Raw genomic sequence first — 17,424 nt, forward strand, 5'->3', positions numbered from 1 at the left:
ATGCGGGCAATCATTCTGAGTCTACTTCTAGTTGCGAGTCTAGCGGCGCAAATCAAGATGCCGGCCTTTGAGCGCGTGGTGCTGCCGAATGGTGCGGTGCTGATTCTGATGCCAAAGAAGGAGTTGCCGCTGGTGAGCGTTCGCATGGCAGTGAAGGGCGGGGCAGAGGCAGACCCGCCGGGCCTCCAGGGCCTCGCCATGATCACGGCGAGCATGTTGACACAGGGGACGGAGAGCCGTTCGAGAGAAAAGGTGGGTCTCGATCTCGATCAGATGGGGATCGAAGTCCAGGCCGGAGCACAGCAGCAGTTCTCGTCCTTCCAAATGGAGTACCTGGCAAAGGACAATGCGAAAGCCTTGGTGTTGCTCGAGGATCTCCTTTTGCATCCGTCGTTTAGCGATGAGGAGTTAAAGAAATTGATTGCCCAGCGCATCGATGCGGTGAAGGTGGTGAAGGATCAGCCACAGCGCGCCTTGCGGGAGTACTTTCCGGCCTTCTACTTTGGCAAGGAACATCCTTATGGCCGGTCGATGAATGGAGACGAGTTGAGCTTGGCCAAGGTGACGCGGGCGAGCGTGCTTGGGTTCTGGAAGCAGAACTATGTGGGCAAAAACATTGTCGTCGTGGTGGCGGGGGACTTCAATCCGGTGACGATGCGAGAGCAAATGACGAGCCTGATTGGGAAGTTTCCGGCGGGGAGTGCCTATGAGTGGAAGAAGCCCGATGTGGTGGTGGCGGGCAAGGAATCGCGGCTGCTGCTGGTGGATCTGCCGGGAGCAACGCAGACCTACTTCGCAATCGCGCAGCCGGGGATTGACCGGACGAGTGCGGACCGGACTGCTCTCGAGCTGGTGAATACGCTGTTTGGCGGACGCTTCACTTCGATGCTGAACGACGCGCTGCGGGTCGATAGCGGTTTGACCTATGGAGCGAATAGCATCGTGCAAATGGATCGGCTTCCGGGCGCAATCTACATCAGTACTTTCACCAAGACGGAAACGACGGTGCCGGCGATTGATCTTGCCTTAAAGCAGTTGGAGAAGCTGCAGAGCAGCGGGATCAATGCGGAACAGTTGGCCAGTGCGAAGGCGTATGTGAAGGGGGAGTATCCGACGCGGAGCCTTGAGACGGCTGACCAGCTTTCGACGGTGCTGACGGACATGGAGGTATATGGGTTGAACCGGGGCGAGGTGGACGACTTCATCTCGCGGATGGATTCGATTAACCTCGAAAAAGCAAACGATACGGCCCGGAAATATTACAAAACAGAAGGGTTAGTTTATGTTTTGATTGGCGACGCCGCGAAGATTCGCAAAGACGTCGCCAAGTATGCCAAGAAGTTCACCGAGGTGAAAATCGACCAGCCCGGCTACGGGAACTAGTGGACGGGAGCGTTGGTGATGTGGGCGACGTGATGGAGCCCGTGCCAGGCGTAGAGTTGCAGTAGACGGTCGAGGGTCATGGTTCCGTTCTCCGGGTGGACGACTTCACGAGTGAAGGCGTCGGCTGGAGTGAGTTCGAGCAGGACGGTGAGACGGTGGTGCAGGTTTTCAAGAATGGCGATCGAGGGCTCGACGGGCAGTGAAGCGTCGGGGAGCAGGGCCCAGAGTTTCTCGTTATAGGGCTTGATCATCGGCGCGTCTTCGGTGAGGCCCAGCCGGAAGCGGATGAAGGCATTCATGTGCGAATCGGCGATATGGTGAATGAGCTGCCGGATGGTCCAGCCGCCTTCGCGATAGGGAGTGTCGAGCTTGTCGGCCGGCACAGCGGCCACGGCAGCCTTCAGGTGCTTGGGGAGATCGCGGATCTCGGCGATGGTGGCCTGGCGCGCGGATTCATCGGAAACGGGGACAAAGCTGAACTTGCCGATCGGGTAACGGGGGTCTGACATAATTCTCATTATGGGATATCGCATCGGTATCCGATGACGCAAGGAGTGAATATGAAACGCCGTGATGTTGTACTGACCGCAGGCGCCGTGGGCGCCGCCGCAATGCTACAGGGGCAGACACCCGCTGCTCCTCCCAAGACCCATTTGAAGGTGGGCGATACCGCTCCTGATTTCAAGGTGCCAACGACAACTGCCTCCAAGAGCTTCCAGCTTTCTGACTACAAGGGAAAGAGTGGCGTGGTGGTTGCCTTCTTCCCGGCTGCCTTTACCGGCGGTTGCACGAAGGAAATGACTGCCTATGGGAACGAGATCAAGAAATTCCAGGACATGGGCTTTGAAGTGATTGGAATCTCGACGGACAACACCCCGAGTCTGGCTTACTGGGCCGAGCACATGTTGAAGGTGAATGCTCCGCTCGGCAGCGACTTTGCAACGCGCAAGACCGCTGAAGCGTATGGCGTGCTGATGAAGGACCGTGGCATCGCCAATCGCGCGACTTTCGTAATCGATAAAGAAGGCAAAATCGTGCACATCGAGGAAGGCAGCGCGGCAGTGGACATCAGTGGAGCAGCTAACGCCTGCGCACGGGTAAAGGGCAAGAGCTAGTGGCAGGGGCCGAAGCACTTCTCGAAGTTCAAAACATCACAGTGATCCGCGGAGAGAGGCCGGCCTTGAACGGCCTCTCTTTGCGTATTGAAGATGGGGAACACATTGCGATTCTGGGGCCGAACGGATGCGGCAAGTCGACGCTGATTAAGACGATCACGCGCGAAGAGTATCCGTTGCTGCGACCGGATAGCTGGTTGAAGATCTATGGCCGGGACCGCTGGCATCTCGATGAGCTGCGGCAGTGGCTGGGCATTGTCTCGAATGACTGGATGGCGAAGGCGACGCGGGATGTGAAGGGGCGCGAACTCGTACTGGGTGGCTTCTTCAATAGCGTCACGATCGAGCACTACCATGAGGTGACCGCCGAGATGCGCGAGCGCGCCGATGCGGCGCTGGCGGAGATGGGTGTCAGCTATCTTGCCGATCGTTGGACCGATGAACTGTCGAGCGGCGAGGGGCGGCGGGTGTTGCTCGCACGCGCCTTGGTGCATACTCCCAAAGCGCTGTTGCTCGATGAACCGGGGACCAGTTTGGACTTTGCCGCACAGATCCATCTGAACGAGCTGGTGAGCGCGCAGGCACGGAACGGGAAGACCATTGTTCTGGTGACGCATCATCTGAGCGACATCATTCCTGAGATCGAGCGGGTGGCCTTCCTCAAGGCGGGCCAGATCATCGATGATGGGCCGAAGCGCGAGATGCTGACGACCAAGAAGATGAGTGAGCTGTTTGGCGCCTCAATCGAGGTGGTCGAAAAGAATGGCCGCTACGGGTTGCTTTAGCAAGTGCTGTTTTGAGACCTAAGTTGGATACGAATGGGCTGCCTGCGGGCAGCCCATTTTGCGCTCTCCTGACCGGTATCGGGTGTTGGGTGCTTGGATTGACCACCTGCCTTGTGCACCTCGGGATTGAGGCGCAGATCCATGGCTAGATGTGATGACTCAATCGGTTGTTATCACCGCGTGACTTGGCAGGGATCTAACAGACGCTGGTTGGTACGAAGACCGTCGTTGAGTGCATCCACTGTTCTTGTCAGTTGGCTCCGGGGGGATCGCCAATTCTCGCCCGTACCGGCTCCGCGACCTGGAACCTTCAAACTCGTTACGGCCTGCCGGACCGTCCGCTACGCGCAGTTGCACCGTCTCGCCAGAAGCATCTGGATCCCCGGTTCCGGTCCAGCGCTCAAGAAACTTGGCCGCATTGTCAGGCCGTCCCATCGAGTCACCGGCAATTGCCGCGACTCGGAGGATGGAACTGGTGTGAGTGCATTCCCGTCGCCATCGACGATCATTCGCGAATCGCCTTCTCAGCCGTCTATGCCAATGAAAAGCGGACTTTTGCCATCGCGTTCCCGCAGGCGGCCCTAGCCTACTATGCGCGATTTGGAATCCGGTTCCGGGCCCTCCACAAAACCCTACACGATCTGCACCAATGGCAAGGCGGGACGCTTCCTTCAAACAGCACTCAGCGAATGGGCTTCTGCCCACTCTTCCCTACAACCGGCACAGACCACATGCTAGCCTGGGCCTGTCGCCTCCCATCGGAAGATCCCTACTTGAAAGGAACGGCTGCATTGTCAGGCCGTCTCATCGAGTTATCGCGCAAGTTGCGATTCGCGAATTGTTCTCTCTGTCATCTAGCGCCTGTCATTCATTTGACTGAAGGCTGGGAGTGCACGTTTGAGGAAGAGGCCAGCAAAGGCGAGGAAGTGCATGCCTGCGAAATCGCGTGTCAGGAGACGGCGCAGCTCATAGGAAGCTCTTGTACCTATTTAGACAGAATATGGTCCTTGCTTCCTTTCATCGCTTCGCACCATCAGAGCTGGCTCGGGCTATCCAGAGTGGTCGAGCTTGGTTGCGTCTGCTGTCCCTCCCGCAGCACAAAATCGCTCGCTCTGCGTCACTTCGGTCGGTTCGGTATCACTTTCGGAGCTGGGGTAGGCCATCCCGTCAGCGTCTCGAATGTTCATGACAGGCTCTAGGGGAGCGCGAAGGTGATGAGCATCGATTGGGCGGCGATGGCGATGTATTGTTTGCCGTCGACCGCGTAGGCCATGGGGCTGGTGATGATCTTTGCTCCGGTCTGGTAGTGCCAGAGATATTTACCGGTCTTGCTGTCGAGGGCGATCAGGTTTCCATCGGCGCTGGAGGCGAAGAGGACTCCGCCTGCTGTCGCCAGGTTGCCCGTTGAGGGGGCTCCGGTCTTGATCGGGAAGTCCCAACGGAATTTGCCAGTAGTCGCGTCGAGGGCCCGGATGAATCCGGGCTCTCCGATTTTGGGATCGATCTTGTCCGCTCCTCCGGTGAAGCCTTCTCCGGGGACGGGGCTCTTGTCGACGCTCGTGTAGGTGGCGCAGGTCTCTTTGACCGAGACGTAGAAGAGCTTCGTCGCGTTGTCGTAAGAGGGGGCTCCCCAGTTGGTGGAGCCGAGCGCGTCGGGGCAGGTATAGACGCCTGCGGAGGTTGGGTCGGTGTTGGGGAGGACGATGGGACGGCCTTTGTCGTCGAGGCCTTTTGCCCAGTTTTGCTTGGCGAAGGCTTGCCCGTTCAGGAATTCGCCAGTCGTGCGGTCGAGGACGTAGTAGAAGGCGTTGCGCTGGGCGGTGACGAGCAGCTTTCTGGGCTTGCCTCGGACCACTCCATCGATGAGAACCAGCGTTTGGGTTGCGTCCCAGTCGTGGGTGTCGTGCGGGGTGAACTGGAAGTACCACTTCATCTTGCCGGTGTGGGGATCGAGGGCGAGGACGGAATCGGAGTAGAGATTGTCGCCGGCGCGGTGGGCTCCGTTGTAGTCGGGACCGGGGTTGCCGGTGGCCCAGTAAATCGTGTCTGTGGCCGGGTCGTAGGTGCCGGTCATCCAGGTGGGGGCTCCGCCGTATTTGGCGGAATCGCCTGCCCAGGTAGCGCGGTTGGGGTCGCCGGGCTGGGCGACGGTTTGGGTGCGCCAGAGACGCTTGCCGGTGGCGGCGTCGTAGGCATCGACATAACCAGTGAGTGCGCATTCGCCGGCGGTGATGCCGACAATGATCTTTCCGTCGATGGCGAGCGGGGCGTGGGTGATGGAGAAGCCCTTCTGGTAGTCGTCGACTTCGACGTCGAAGATGACGTTGCCCGTTTTGGCGTTCAGCGCGACGAGGTGAGCGTCGAGGGTGGCCATGTACAGACGGTCGCCGAGGATGGCGAAGCCGCGATTGGTCATGACGGTGCAGTGGCTGGCGATCTTGGGCAGGGGACGCTTGTACTGCCAGATGGGATTGCCGGAGCGGGCGTCGAGGGCGGTGGCATTGTTCTGGGGGCCGGTGACAAACATGATGCCGTCGACGACGAGCGGCGTGGTTTCATTGAGGCCCGCGCCGAACTGGTAGTTCCATTGGGGGCGCAGATTGGCGGCGTTCTGCGGGGTGATTGATTTGAGGGGGCTGGAATGAGTGCCAGCGAAATCGCCCCAGTGGGTGAGCCAGTTTTGGGGTTCGGCGGCGCTGTTTTTCAGACGATCGAAAGTGACGTTGAAGTCGCTTGGGGGACGCCAGGCGGGGAGCTCGATCTTGGCGGCATCGTAGCGGGTGAGGAAGGCGAGGATGTTGTCGACCGTTTGCGCCGGGAGATTCTGCTTGGGCATTTGCGAGGTCGCAATGTGTTTTAGGTTGCTGAGATCGGACTTGCGGAAGCTGTAGAGGTGTTCTGCGTTGTCGAGGATCTGGATGTTGAAGGTGTCTTCGTGGCGGGCGACGCCTCGGATGAGTTTGCCGGACTTGGTGGTGGCTTCGATGCTGTTGTAGCCGATGCTGATGTCTGCGTCGGGATCGGTGATGGAGCTGCGCAGGTTGGCGATGGTGGTGGACTTGGCGATGCGTGTGAGGTCGGGGGCCCTTAGGCCGCCGCGTCCGCCGTACATGTGGCAGTTGCTGCATTGGGCTTCGTCGAAGAAGGCGGCTCGGCCGAGTTCGGGATCACCTGCGACCTCCTTTTGGATGCCTCCGCTGATCTTGCGCAGGTGAGCGATCAGAAGATTGGTGTCTGCCTCCGAGGTAGGGAAGCCGGGCATTTGGGTGCCGGGGATTCCTTTGTTGATGACGCGGCGGAGATCTTCGTCGCTGTTGCCGTGCAGCCATTGGCCGGTGGTGAGATCGGAGCCTCGGCCGCCTTTGCCCGAGTCGCCGTGACACGCCGAACAGAGCTTGACGAAGAGCGCTGCGGCTTCGTCGGTTTGGGCGTGTTGCGCCAGGAGGGCGACAGGGAGCAGGAGGGCGAAAGAGAGTTTCAAGCGACTGCAATTATATCGGCATCGGGATCATGGCTTTGCTTTTCGTTGGGCGACGGCGGCGGCGCCTTGGGTTTCGCCGAGTTCCTGCACGGCTCCTTCGATGGTGGTGCAGGCGAAGAGGCTGACGAGATCGGAATAGGCGTCGAAGATGAGGTATTCCTCGGGCGGGAGCTTGCGCTTGGTGGCGAGCAGATTGCGCTGGCGGCTGACGCAGGTGTCCATGGCACTGAGGATGGCTCCGGTGGTTTGGTTGCGGAAGAGATTGTTGTCGATCGAGAGCCGGGTGCCGCTGAGCCCGGTGGCGAGGGCGCCGATGACGGTTTTGCCGCGGGCTCCGTTCAAAATGGGGACGGCGGTGGTGGCGGCGAGGGAGAGTGTTTCAAAGGTGATTGCCGTGAGGGCGCGGCCCCGGCTGAGCGACTGGCGCATGGCGGCGTAGCGCGACATGACGGCGGCTTCGCTATAGGAGATTGCGAGGTCGCGTTTTAGTTTTGGGTCTGTTGCTTGCTCTTTGGCTAGCGTTTCGTTGATCGCGGTGCGCCATTGGGCGAGGGCGTCCCGTGTCTGTGGGGGCACTAATTTGGTGCTGTGCCGGGCGGCGCAACCGCCGAGGAGCAGCGTGGCGAGGAGGTAGATTTTCATGGGTTTTCTAGAGGCCTCGGGCTTTGAGCCAGTCTCGCAGCTCGTCCATTTCCATGTGGGCGAAGGGATTGGCTTCGTTTGGTTCCGTTTGCGGCGCGGCCATGAAATCTTTGAGTTCCTGGGTTTGGTAGAGGAGGAACTGCGCGAGGTAATTTGGGTTCGTTCGCTGTAAATTCGATTTGCGGAGTTCGGTGACGGGCAGGCTCTTGGGGATTTCGACTGCGCGGCCCATGGCGTGGAGCTCTGCCTGGACTTCATAGGCCGCGAAGCGGTCTTTCTGGAGATCGCGCAGCGCTTTGAGGGCGCGGTCGGCGCGGCGCTCCTGGGCGATCGCCATTTTCAGGATTCGTTCGAGTTGGAAGAGGAGATTGGGATTGCCGGGATCGTTGCTGTATCTCTCTTCGGCTTCGGTTTCGGCTTGCCGGAAGCGCTTGGCCTGACGAGTGGCCCAGGCATAACGCTCGAAGGCTTCCTCTTCGAGCGCGGAATCGGGTTGGCAATCCCGGCGGAGCGCCGCGAGATTGGCTTCGTTTTGTTCTTCTGTCGTCACTGCGTCCTCTTCGCTTGCTGGAAAATGAAAAGACCCCGCTTGGATGGCGGGGTCTGCTTGTAACTCGGCTCCACTGTAACAGGCGCTCGAAAGATTCCGAGCCTGGCTGCATCGGGCTTGGCTTCAGAGGCTTTGAATGGTCAATGACTTAACTGCTGCAGATTAATTATTGTTAGCGTGTGACCGTTGTTTCTGGAGGGCGCGGATGCCGGGAAGCAGCGCGAGAGGCGCGAGTGTAGCGAGGGAAACCGTAGGCCAGCTCATGCCTTGGCTGCGCAGGACGATTGCGGAGATGAGAATCGAAAGGAGTGCATATGCTGTGAGTAAGACTCTTGTATGCGTGCGTTGCTTTAAGTGGCGTAGCACGCGTTGGTCGAAATCCGGTGGCAATTCCGGGATGGGCACGGACATCGAACGGCGTAGGAAGGGATCCATTTCAGTCACAGGAATGTCCTCTCTCTTTGAGCATGCCATGCAGGAGCTGGCGTGCGCGGTGTAAGTAGGATTTGACCGTATTCTCGGGGACGGCGAGGAGGACAGCGATTTCTCCGACGCTCGAGCCGAGCCAGTAGTAGAGGCGCAGGGCCGACTGGTAGAGTTCGGGCAGGGACTGTATGCACTCGGCGAGAGCTTGGTCACGCTGCCTGCTTTGGAGTTGCTGCTCGGGGCCGGGCCCTTGCGTTTGCGTCCGGTAGAGGGCCGCTTCGCTTGTGTGTGGAGTTCGGAAGCGAACTCGTTCTTTCAAATTGACGGTGTGATTGAAGGTGACCCGGTAGAGCCAGGAGCTGAACTCCGACTCGTTGCGAAAGGACTGGATCGAGTGGTGCACTTTGAGGAAGACCTCTTGGGTGACATCTTCTGCTTCCGGAATAAATTCCCGGCCGAGGATGGAAAGGGCGAGCCGGAAGACGGGCGTGCGGTGCCGGCGGAGCAGTTCGGCAAAGGCTTGTTGGTCGCCTTGTTGTGTGCGAGTGACGAGTTGGGAATCGCTATCCACCGGAAGTTAAGGCCGAGGTGCCGCTTTCAGGAAGTGGAAGACGATCAGGCCGATCCCCAGGAACAGCAAGGGAAGGGGAGAGAGCCACATCTCCTGTGAGGGGCCGCCGTCCAGGTTCCAGTAGAGCGCGATCATGGCGCCGGTGGAAAGAGTGGTGAGTACGGTGCCGAGGATGGGGATGATGTGGTTGGGATCGGGGGATTGAGATCGCTGCTCGAGATCCAACGGAAGTTCGGGGAGGGGGATTCCTTTTTCCATGGCGGCCATGCGTTCTTCATGGATGATCTCCATGCGCCTTTGCCGGCTCTGGTGCTTCAAATATAGATAGCCCAGGATGCCGCCCGCGATGGCGAGAGCAACCATTCCGTCTCCAATTGTGTGGCTCATTCTCGGTTTGACCTCAGCTTTAGGACAGGGTGTGGCTGGCAGCGGTTGCAGGCTTGAAGAACAAACGCAAGCTGCAGGAGGCGCGCAAGCAGCGGCAGCACCAGGGCCGAATCCCTGTGTTCGCAAGATGCTGCGCGGTTTGCCGGGAGATATCCTTGGAAAATGATCGACAGCTCCCTCGAAGGTCGGGACCTCTTCCGTATTCTTGGTGGGGTCTTTGGCGCGCAGACTGGGACACAAGGAGCATCCATGCAAAATCGGAAGATCGTGGAGAAGGCGCTTGCTCACTTTGCTGACCCACTCAGGCGCGACCAATACTTCGAACTGTATGCCCCTGAGATCGTGCTTCACGGATATGACGGAGTTGGCCCGGGCATCGAGAGCGTCAAGCGCTATTACTCCGCTTTTTGGGAGGCCTTTCCTGACGCCCGCGTAGCGGCGGACGACATCATCGAGGCTCATGATAAGGTCGTCGTCAGGTTCTCACTGACCGGCACTCACCGCGGCAGGATCCTCGGAATTGATGGGACGGGCAAGGCGATTCAGGTGACCGGGATGACGATTCTTCGATTCAAGGGGCAGAGATGTGTGGAGCGCTGGAGCGTCACCAATTCGCTCGCGCTGGCGAGTCAAATCGGAGCCTTTGCTCTGCCGAAGTAAGAGGGTGGCTTGTCCCGCTTTGAGATGACCTGCACCCGGAGGCGCAATCCGTGGTGCAATCTTTTGCTCACCCTGCGTCGTCAGGATCTGGCGGTGAGAATCCGCATCTAGCTGGGGAGCGGATCGGTTGCCCGATCGCTCGCAAAGGCGCGGCAAGCTAACAGATCTTCCCGCGTCAGTCCAGGATAGTTATCCAGAAGGCTCTGCTCAGATTCGCCGGCGGCGATGAGTTCGAGGAGAAACGCAACAGCGAGCCTGGTCTCTTTTCCCACCGGCTTTCCGGCGAGAATGCCAGCATCGACGAGAATCCGATCGTGCCAGCTCATGATTTGCGAATCGCACAGGGATGCCCTGTGACTCCGGTGGCTTCCTCACGGGACTTCCTTTACCTTTGGTTGGATCACTTGCCCGGCCTTACGCGTCTCTTTATCGACATCCATCGAAAGAGGGCACTGTGCAAGTTGGTATCGATAGCTTCGTAGCCGTGGTTTCCGATCCGAATACGGGTTTGACGATGAGCCCGATCGAGCGCATCGCGAATCTGATGGAAGAGATCGAGGTGGCCGATCAGGCGGGGATTGATTCGTTCGGTGTTGGGGAACACCATCGGCGGGAGTTTCTCGATTCCGCTCCGACGATTCTGCTGGCGGGGGCTGCTGCGCGGACCCGGCGGATCCGGCTGAATAGCGCCGTTACCGTATTGAGCGCCGATGATCCGGTGCGGGTGTATCAGGACTTTGCGACGCTGGATTTGCTGTCGAAAGGGCGCGCGGAGTTGGTAGTGGGACGGGGTTCCTTTGTCGAGGCTTATCCGCTGTTTGGATTGGCGATTGAGGATTACGATTCGCTGTTTGCTGAGAAGCTGGATTTGCTGCTGGAGATCCGCAAGAACACGAATGTCCATTGGTCCGGGCAGCACCGGGCTCCGCTGACCGGCCAGGGTGTGTATCCGAGGCCGTTGCAGGAGGAGTTGCCGATCTGGCTGGGCGTGGGTGGGACGCCGCAATCATTTGTGCGGGCGGGGATCTTGGGGCTACCGCTGATGGTGGCTATTATCGGCGGCGAGCCACATCGCTTTCGTCCGTTGATTGATTTGTACCGGGAGGCGGGACGGCAGGCCGGGCATGCCCCGGATGCCTTGAAAGTGGGGGTGCATGTGCCGGGTTTTGTCGGAAAGACTTCGCAGCGGGCGGCGGATGATTTCTTTCCGGGCTTTGCGCATTTGTTCACCACGATTGGCAAAGAACGGGGCTGGCCCCCGACGACCCGGGCGCAGTTTGAGGCGGGACGATCGCCGCAGGGCGCGCTGTTTATCGGGAGCCCGGCGGAAGTAGCAGAGAAGATCCTGCGCGTGGATGAGGCGCTGGGCGGGTTGGCGCGCATTAGTTTTCAGATGACCAATGTCATGCTGCCGCACCAGACGATGCTGCGGGGGATTGAGTTGCTGGCGACGAAGGTGGCCCCGGTGGTTCAGGCCGCCTTGCGCCGGGAATAGAGATACCAGAGGATGCCGACGGCAAGCCAGCCTGCACCGTATAGCTTGGACGGGATGGCCAGGTTCCACCAGAGGAAGGCGCAGATGAGGAAGCCGCCGAGAGCGGCGAGCTTTGCCGGAATGGAACCGCTGCGTTTGAAGGCGGCCAGATTCACTCCCATGAAGCCGATGAAAGCTCCGAAGTTCAGCAACTCGGCGCCGCTTTGGTAGGAGAGAACGAAGCTTCCGACCAAGGCGGTGCTGCCGATGAGGATCACGTTTCTGGCGGGGATGTTGCTGGTGGGGTGGAGGTAGGAGAAGAAGCCGGTGGGGAGCCTGCCGTCCCTGCCCATGCCATACATCAATCGCGCCCCGGCAAGAACGCCGCCTGCGCCGCTGCCGACGGTGGCGAGGATCAGTGTGAGGTTGACGATCTGGAAGAGCCAGGGGCCACCGGCGCGGCCTGCAATGTGGACATAGGCGGTGTCGATGTCGGGGAGGGGTTCGCCGTAGGGCCAGACGATTTGCGCCGCGTAGGCTTCGATCGCGCTGAGGATGCCGATGATCAGGCAGACGAGCACCGTGCCACGGAGGATGTTGCGCTTGGCGTCGATGACCTCTTCGCCTAAGGTAGAGATGCCGTCGAAGCCGATGTAGGTGAGCACGGCGAGGCTGGTTCCGGCGGAGATGGCGGAGAGGGAGAAAGTGGCGGGGTCGTAGAAGGGGCGGGTCCAGGAGACGACGGGTTGGGCGAGCGCGTAGCGAGCGGAACAGTAGAGCATGGCGAGGATGACCAGGCCCATGAGCCCGGTGAGGATTTGGTTGGTGCGCGCGGTGGCCTGGATGTTGCGCAGATTGAGCCATGTGAAGATGCCGGCAAAGGCGATGCGCCAGAGCTCTTCGGGGACGCCGGCGAAGATGTTGGTCATCGCGCGGGCGCACCAGATGGTGCAGATGACGGGGTTCAGCACGTAGTCCATGAGCATGGACCAGCCGGCGAGGAAGCCGAAGGTGGGATGGATTTCTTTACCGACGTAGGTGTAGGCCGAGCCCGCCTGTGGGTAGAGTGCGGCCATTCGCCCGTAGGAGAAGGCCGTGAGCATCATGCCGAGCATGGCAATGAGAATGGTGGTGACGACGTGGCCCTTGGCGGTTTCATGCACGACTCCGAAGAGCGGCATGGGCGCGGTGGGCTGGATCATGACGATGCCGGTGAAGACCAGGGCAGAGAGTGAGAGACTACGGCGGAGTGCTGGCAATGTTCTAGTGTATGCCTGCTTTATTTGGCGAAACGGAAGTCTCCCATCGGATTGGCATTGTGGAAGTGCTGGAGCCCGTCCCAGCCGTTGACGTAGCCGACGCCGTTGGTGTTGCTGACGCCTTTGACGGCGACGAGGAGTTTTTCGGAATCCCAGTCCTTGCCAGGATGCCAACCAGGCTTGGCGCCTTTGCCGAGGATGTCGAAGTTCTCCTTGAGCTTTTTGAAGAAGCCTGCGGTGCCGGCGCGACCGCCGTGCTGGAAGACATCGTAGCCTTTGGGATAGTTCACGCTTTTGAAGAACTGATTGAAGAAGCTTTCGAGCTCGGCGGAGTCGCTGCCGCCACGGTAGACGCCGGCCTGCGCGGCGGGACCGACGTTGAAGCCGGGAGGGCCAAAGACACCGTTGGCCAAGCGGCGCTGGATGGAGACGATGTCGATGTCGCCGATGTAGGCGCAACCTTTGGCGTCGACGAGCACGAAGGAATCGCCCATGTCGACGAGGAAGTGGTCGAGCAGACGTTCGCCGTCGTCGATGCCCGCGGCGTTGAAGTCCTGGATGACCTGGTAGATCTTGGGGGGATTGGGGAAGCGTCCCGTGAGGTTTTCGAGGAAGCGGAGCTGGAAGCCGGAGGGGAGATGGGCTTGGGAGACGGGGCGTAGTTTTTCGATGACGTTCGCGTAGGTGAAGTCGAGCTTGAGGATGCCGACGAGGCCATTGCAGCTTTGGCTCCTCTTGAGTGTTTTCCACTTGATCCACATGGGCTTGGAGAGGATGCGGGTGCCGGCTTTCTGGGCCCAACGGAGCCAGCGGAGCCGTTCGGGATTGCAGGCGCGGACGACAAAGTAATAGCCTTGCTCGGCGAGACGTTGGAAGGCTTTCAGTTCCTCGGGGAGGATTCCCATTTCTTCCGCAACGGCAGGGCCGAGCGAACGGATCCAGCCGGCGTTGTGGAGCGGCTTGAGAAGGCCGTTGATTTCTTTGGCGGCAGGGACTGCTCTGGTGGTGCCCTGGAGGCCGAGTTGGAGGCCGGTATCGGCGGCATTGCCGCGCCGGAGTGCTTTGATGGAGAACTTGAGCCAGCGATCGAGGAATTCGAGTTCGGTGGTGAGGAAGCTGAGGCGCTGGATGACGCGGGCGTTCTTGGCGGCGTTGGCTGCTTTGCCGATGACGGGGATGAGTCCGAGGAGGTTGAAGGTGCAGCCGAGATAATCGCCCATGCGGGAGGCCTGGACGGCGGCGGGGAAGTTCATCAGTCCGGTGGGGTCGACCATGGCGGCGACGTCAAGGCCGAGCATGATGCAGATTTCATGGAACTCCTTTTGCATGTCTTCGGCCTGCTGCTTGACCTCGCCGATGAGGGCGGCGGTGGCGATGGGAGCCCAGGTGCCGCGCGCCTCGGGGCCGCTGACCTCGAGTTGTTTCGCCCAGAAGTCTCCGAGGTGGAATTGCTTCAGCCAGAAGGAGGGGGTGCTGTTGACGTCGGGCGGGAACTTGATGTGACTCAGACGGAAGGCGACGAGGCTGCCGTCCTTGGTGTAGAAGTCATTCATGCCCTCGACCGCCGAGCCCCAACTCTCTTTGAATGTGCCGCGTTGCCAGTTGGGATCTTTGCCAAAGGCGGCTGGGGACGAGGCATTGATCAGCCGCCATTCGCGCTGTTCCGTGATGAGGAGACAGAAGGAAAACTGGGTGTAGGTGACTTCGAGATAGAAATGACGATTGTCGGCCATGGTGTTCTAGTTGAAGCAGCGTAAAGCGGGGGGAAATCGCGTCAGCTACCTTGGGAGGATGGGGACGAAATCCACGGGCTGGCGGGAGAGACTGCGGAGCCGCTGGGAAGAGGGGATTCGCCATAAGGTCACACCACTGGGCGCGATGATGGTGGCGCTGCTGCTGGCGAGTGGTGTGCTTTCGTTCACCACCTCGCAGAATGTGTTTTTTCTGCTGTTTAGTTTGCTGCTGGCTTCGATTTTGATTTCGAGCTTTGTGAATCGTTTGATGCTGGCGGGGCTGGAAGTTCGGCTTGATTTGCCGCCGCATCCTTTGGCGAAAGAGCCGCTGGCCTGCCAGTTGACGCTGGAGAATCGCAAAAGCTGGTTGGCTAGCTTTGCCCTGGAGGTGGTTGTGCCGGGAGGCGCACGCTTCTCTGTGCCTTGTGTGCCTGGAAACAAGACGGTGGTTCTCGGTGTGACGATGCATTGGGAGCAGCGGGGCATTCCGGCGCCTGTGATGGTGGAGTTGTCGACTCGCTTTCCGTTCGGGTTCAGTGTGCGGCGGGCGCGCGTGTTGGCTCCAGTGAGCCGGGCTGTTTATCCCTCCATCGCCGGGCAGCCCGGGTTCGATGAGATTCTGGCTGCGGTGGCGCAGCGAGCGGCGGGTATGTCCGGACCGAACGATCCGGAATTCAGCCATCTGCGGGAGTATGTGGACGGGGACGACTGGCGGCGGATTGCCTGGGGGAAGAGTGCCCGGGGCGGGGATTGGATTGTGAAGGCGACACAATCGCATTCGGACGAATTGTTGCGGCTGTGGTTTGATTGCGGGTCGCCGGAATTGGAACGGCTGGTGGAAGTGGCCGCCTTTCTGGTGTGGCAGTTGAGCTTTCAGCAGGCGAAGTTTGTGTTTCAGGCGGGAGGGGCCGAAATCGCGGTTTTGGACCGGAACGACGCATATACTGTTCTTAAGCTTCTTGCAGTTGTGAAGCAAGAAGCTGCCGAAGTTCCCTACGATGATTCGAATCTTTTTATCCTTAGTCTGCGCAGCGGGTATTTGCATTTGCCAGGAGCCGGTGGAGGCGCCCAAAACGGTGCCGCCGGTGCGGACGAGCGTCACGGTTTTTGAGCGAATCGAGCAGGAAAGCCCAGCGGCCATTTCGACGCTGGACAAGCTGGACATCGAAAAAGCGCCGGGGGTGAATCTCGATGACCGGCTGCGGATGGTGCCGGGATTCTCTTTGTTTCGGCGGAATTCGAGCATCACGGCGAACCCGACGACGCAGGGGGTTTCTTTGCGCGGCGTCGGATCGACCGGAGCAAGCCGGACCCTGGTGCTGTGGGATGGGGTGCCGCTCAATGATCCGTTTGGCGGCTGGATCTATTGGACACGAGTGCCTGCTGAGGAGATTGAGCGCTCGGAGGTGACGCGCGGGGCAACGACCAGCCTGTTTGGCGACCGGACCATGTCGGGGAGTGTGGCTTTGTTCACACGGCCGGCGGAGCCGCTGCGGCTCAGCATCGGGATGGAGGGCGGCAATCTGGGTACGGTGCAGCCGTCGGCGGGATTCTCGCATGTGGTGGGAAAATTTGGCTTTAGCGGATTCTTCCGGGCTTTTGATACGGACGGATATCTGATTGTGCCGAAGGAGCGGGCCGGGAGCGTGGATACGCCCGCAAATGTGCGTTTTGCGGCGGGTGCTTTTAAGACCGATTATTCGACGGCCGTGCAGCGATTGAGCCTCAAAATCGATATTCTGGCCGAGGAGCGGGCGAATGGGACGCCGCTGCAGACGAATTCGACCGGTTTGGGGACCTTGAGCGGCAACTATTCGCGGGATTTTGGGACGATGAGCTTGGGGTTGACCGGCTATCACTCGCGTGAGCAATACCACCAGAGCTTTTCGACGATTGCGGCGGATCGGAATAGCGAGCGACTGACGAGTTTTCAGAGTGTTCCTTCGACCGCATTTGGCGGTGGGGGATATCTGAAGGGGCGGCCGGGACGCTTCAATTGGACGGTGGGCTCCGATGTGCAGAATGTCGATGGAGTCAGCAATGAAACGGTGATCACGAATGGTTTGCCGTCGGGATTGCGCACGGGCGGTGGAACGCAGACGCAGCGCGGTATCTTTGCGCAGGGCGATGCGCGCTTTGGCAAGTTGCAGGTGTTCTTCGGGTCGCGCGAGCAATTTGCGGGCCGGGCGGGGAACTTCTATCAGCCTTCGGCGGGTCTGGCCTATGGCAAGGGGCCGTGGCGGTGGCGGGCGAGTTCTTATCGCAGCTTCCGGGCTCCGACCTTGAATGAGTTGTACCGCGAGTTTCGCGCAGGAAATACAACGACGCAGGCGAATGCAAATCTGCGTCCGGAGAAGCTGTGGGCAGTGGAGTCGGGCCTTGATTATCATGCCGAAAGCTTCACGATTCGCGCCGGGGGCTTTTATCAGGAAGTCTCCGATTTGATTACGAATGTGACGCTTTCGAGCAGCTCGACGGCGATCGTCCGGCAGCGGCAGAATGCGGCGGCGGCAACGATTCGGGGCATGGAGGCGGAGCTGGATAAGAGGATTCGCCAGGTGCGTTTCCAGTCGTCGTATTTGTTTGCCGATTCCCGCTTTGCGACGGGAGAACGAGTGCCGCAGGTGGCCAAGCATCAGGGATCGGCGCAAGCGACCTGGTACCGGAGTGGGAAGTACGGCACGTTGGTGACGTTGGGGATGCGCAGCACTGGATTGCAGTTTGAAGACGATCGGAACACGTATGCGCAACTGTTGCCAGGCTATGCGCTTTTGCAGCTTTCGGTGCGGCAGGAGTTGCGAAAAGGGCTGGCGGCGACGCTGGGGATGGAGAATCTGGCGGGGCGGCGGATCTTGACTGGTTATACGCCGTTTCCGCAGACGGGCGGACCGCTGATGTTTCGCGTGGGCTTGCGTTGGGACGGTCGAATTTAAGCGACCATTGTAACGAGCGCGCAAA

General features: G+C 59.8%; 17 protein-coding genes. 7 read left to right on the forward strand and 10 right to left on the reverse strand.

Going from position 1 to position 17,424, the window contains the following annotated elements; translation table 11 throughout:
• Positions 1-1,383 carry a M16 family metallopeptidase gene (locus M017_RS0115990; protein ID WP_051670219.1) on the forward strand — a complete coding sequence of 461 codons (1,383 nt, stop codon included), beginning with the start codon at positions 1-3 and terminating at the stop codon, positions 1,381-1,383.
• Here the strand turns inward: M017_RS0115990 and M017_RS0115995 are convergent.
• On the reverse strand, positions 1,380-1,895 hold the full coding sequence (locus M017_RS0115995) for a YfiT family bacillithiol transferase (RefSeq protein WP_420313860.1): 516 nt from the start codon (positions 1,893-1,895) through the stop codon (positions 1,380-1,382). The two genes, M017_RS0115990 and M017_RS0115995, sit on opposite strands and share 4 nt — an antisense overlap.
• Before the next feature lie 48 nt (positions 1,896-1,943).
• Here M017_RS0115995 and M017_RS0116000 point away from each other — a divergent pair, with 48 nt between their 5' ends.
• Positions 1,944-2,498 carry a redoxin domain-containing protein gene (locus tag M017_RS0116000; protein ID WP_162179950.1) on the forward strand — a complete coding sequence of 185 codons (555 nt, stop codon included), beginning with the start codon at positions 1,944-1,946 and terminating at the stop codon, positions 2,496-2,498.
• A gap of 65 nt (positions 2,499-2,563) precedes the next feature.
• On the forward strand, positions 2,564-3,283 hold the full coding sequence (locus tag M017_RS0116005) for an ABC transporter ATP-binding protein (RefSeq protein ID WP_238325922.1): 720 nt from the start codon (positions 2,564-2,566) through the stop codon (positions 3,281-3,283).
• 1,195 nt (positions 3,284-4,478) lie between these two features.
• Here M017_RS0116005 and M017_RS27820 read toward each other — a convergent pair.
• The 6 genes from M017_RS27820 to M017_RS0116035 form a co-directional block, all read right to left on the reverse strand.
• Positions 4,479-6,764 carry a PQQ-dependent dehydrogenase, methanol/ethanol family gene (locus tag M017_RS27820; RefSeq protein ID WP_051670224.1) on the reverse strand — a complete coding sequence of 762 codons (2,286 nt, stop codon included), beginning with the start codon at positions 6,762-6,764 and terminating at the stop codon, positions 4,479-4,481.
• Between the two features lie 27 nt (positions 6,765-6,791).
• Entirely contained in the window at positions 6,792-7,406 is a 615-nt protein-coding gene (locus M017_RS0116020; RefSeq protein WP_031499141.1) for a hypothetical protein, read from the reverse strand.
• 7 nt (positions 7,407-7,413) lie between these two features.
• Positions 7,414-7,956, reverse strand: a complete 543-nt coding sequence (locus tag M017_RS0116025) for a hypothetical protein (protein ID WP_031499142.1) — start codon at positions 7,954-7,956, stop codon at positions 7,414-7,416.
• Between the two features lie 162 nt (positions 7,957-8,118).
• Positions 8,119-8,400, reverse strand: a complete 282-nt coding sequence (locus tag M017_RS26770; RefSeq protein WP_155121441.1) for a hypothetical protein — start codon at positions 8,398-8,400, stop codon at positions 8,119-8,121.
• Entirely contained in the window at positions 8,393-8,953 is a 561-nt protein-coding gene (locus tag M017_RS0116030; RefSeq protein WP_031499143.1) for an RNA polymerase sigma factor, read from the reverse strand. The genes M017_RS26770 and M017_RS0116030 overlap by 8 nt, the downstream gene beginning before the upstream one ends.
• A 6-nt stretch (positions 8,954-8,959) precedes the next feature.
• Entirely contained in the window at positions 8,960-9,340 is a 381-nt protein-coding gene (locus M017_RS0116035; protein WP_155121442.1) for a hypothetical protein, read from the reverse strand.
• A gap of 249 nt (positions 9,341-9,589) precedes the next feature.
• On the opposite strand from M017_RS0116035, the gene M017_RS27825 reads away from it, so the two are divergent.
• The gene (locus M017_RS27825) at positions 9,590-10,000 is read left to right on the forward strand and encodes an ester cyclase (protein WP_162179951.1); all 411 of its coding nucleotides are present in this window, start codon (positions 9,590-9,592) and stop codon (positions 9,998-10,000) included.
• A 107-nt stretch (positions 10,001-10,107) separates the two neighbouring features.
• Here the strand turns inward: M017_RS27825 and M017_RS0116045 are convergent, their stop codons facing one another.
• Positions 10,108-10,326 carry a DUF433 domain-containing protein gene (locus M017_RS0116045; RefSeq protein ID WP_031499146.1) on the reverse strand — a complete coding sequence of 73 codons (219 nt, stop codon included), beginning with the start codon at positions 10,324-10,326 and terminating at the stop codon, positions 10,108-10,110.
• Between the two features lie 128 nt (positions 10,327-10,454).
• Between M017_RS0116045 and M017_RS0116050 the strand changes: the two genes are divergently transcribed.
• Positions 10,455-11,495 carry an LLM class flavin-dependent oxidoreductase gene (locus M017_RS0116050; RefSeq protein WP_031499147.1) on the forward strand — a complete coding sequence of 347 codons (1,041 nt, stop codon included), beginning with the start codon at positions 10,455-10,457 and terminating at the stop codon, positions 11,493-11,495.
• On the opposite strand, the gene M017_RS0116055 is transcribed toward M017_RS0116050, so the two are convergent.
• Both M017_RS0116055 and M017_RS0116060 read right to left on the reverse strand, forming a co-directional pair.
• The gene (locus M017_RS0116055; protein ID WP_238325923.1) at positions 11,471-12,733 is read right to left on the reverse strand and encodes an APC family permease; all 1,263 of its coding nucleotides are present in this window, start codon (positions 12,731-12,733) and stop codon (positions 11,471-11,473) included. The two genes, M017_RS0116050 and M017_RS0116055, sit on opposite strands and share 25 nt — an antisense overlap.
• Positions 12,734-12,753: 20 nt before the next feature.
• A complete protein-coding gene (locus tag M017_RS0116060) occupies positions 12,754-14,466 on the reverse strand; it encodes a hypothetical protein (protein WP_031499149.1) in 1,713 nt (570 codons plus the stop codon).
• Positions 14,467-14,524: 58 nt separating this feature from the next.
• On the opposite strand from M017_RS0116060, the gene M017_RS0116065 reads away from it, so the two are divergent.
• Positions 14,525-15,577 carry a DUF58 domain-containing protein gene (locus M017_RS0116065; protein ID WP_031499150.1) on the forward strand — a complete coding sequence of 351 codons (1,053 nt, stop codon included), beginning with the start codon at positions 14,525-14,527 and terminating at the stop codon, positions 15,575-15,577.
• A complete protein-coding gene (locus tag M017_RS0116070) occupies positions 15,525-17,399 on the forward strand; it encodes a TonB-dependent receptor (RefSeq protein ID WP_238325924.1) in 1,875 nt (624 codons plus the stop codon). Before M017_RS0116065 ends, M017_RS0116070 begins: the two co-directional genes overlap by 53 nt.
• Positions 17,400-17,424: the final 25 nt, after the last annotated feature.

This window comes from Bryobacter aggregatus MPL3 (assembly GCF_000702445.1).
GTDB lineage: Bacteria > Acidobacteriota > Terriglobia > Bryobacterales > Bryobacteraceae > Bryobacter > Bryobacter aggregatus.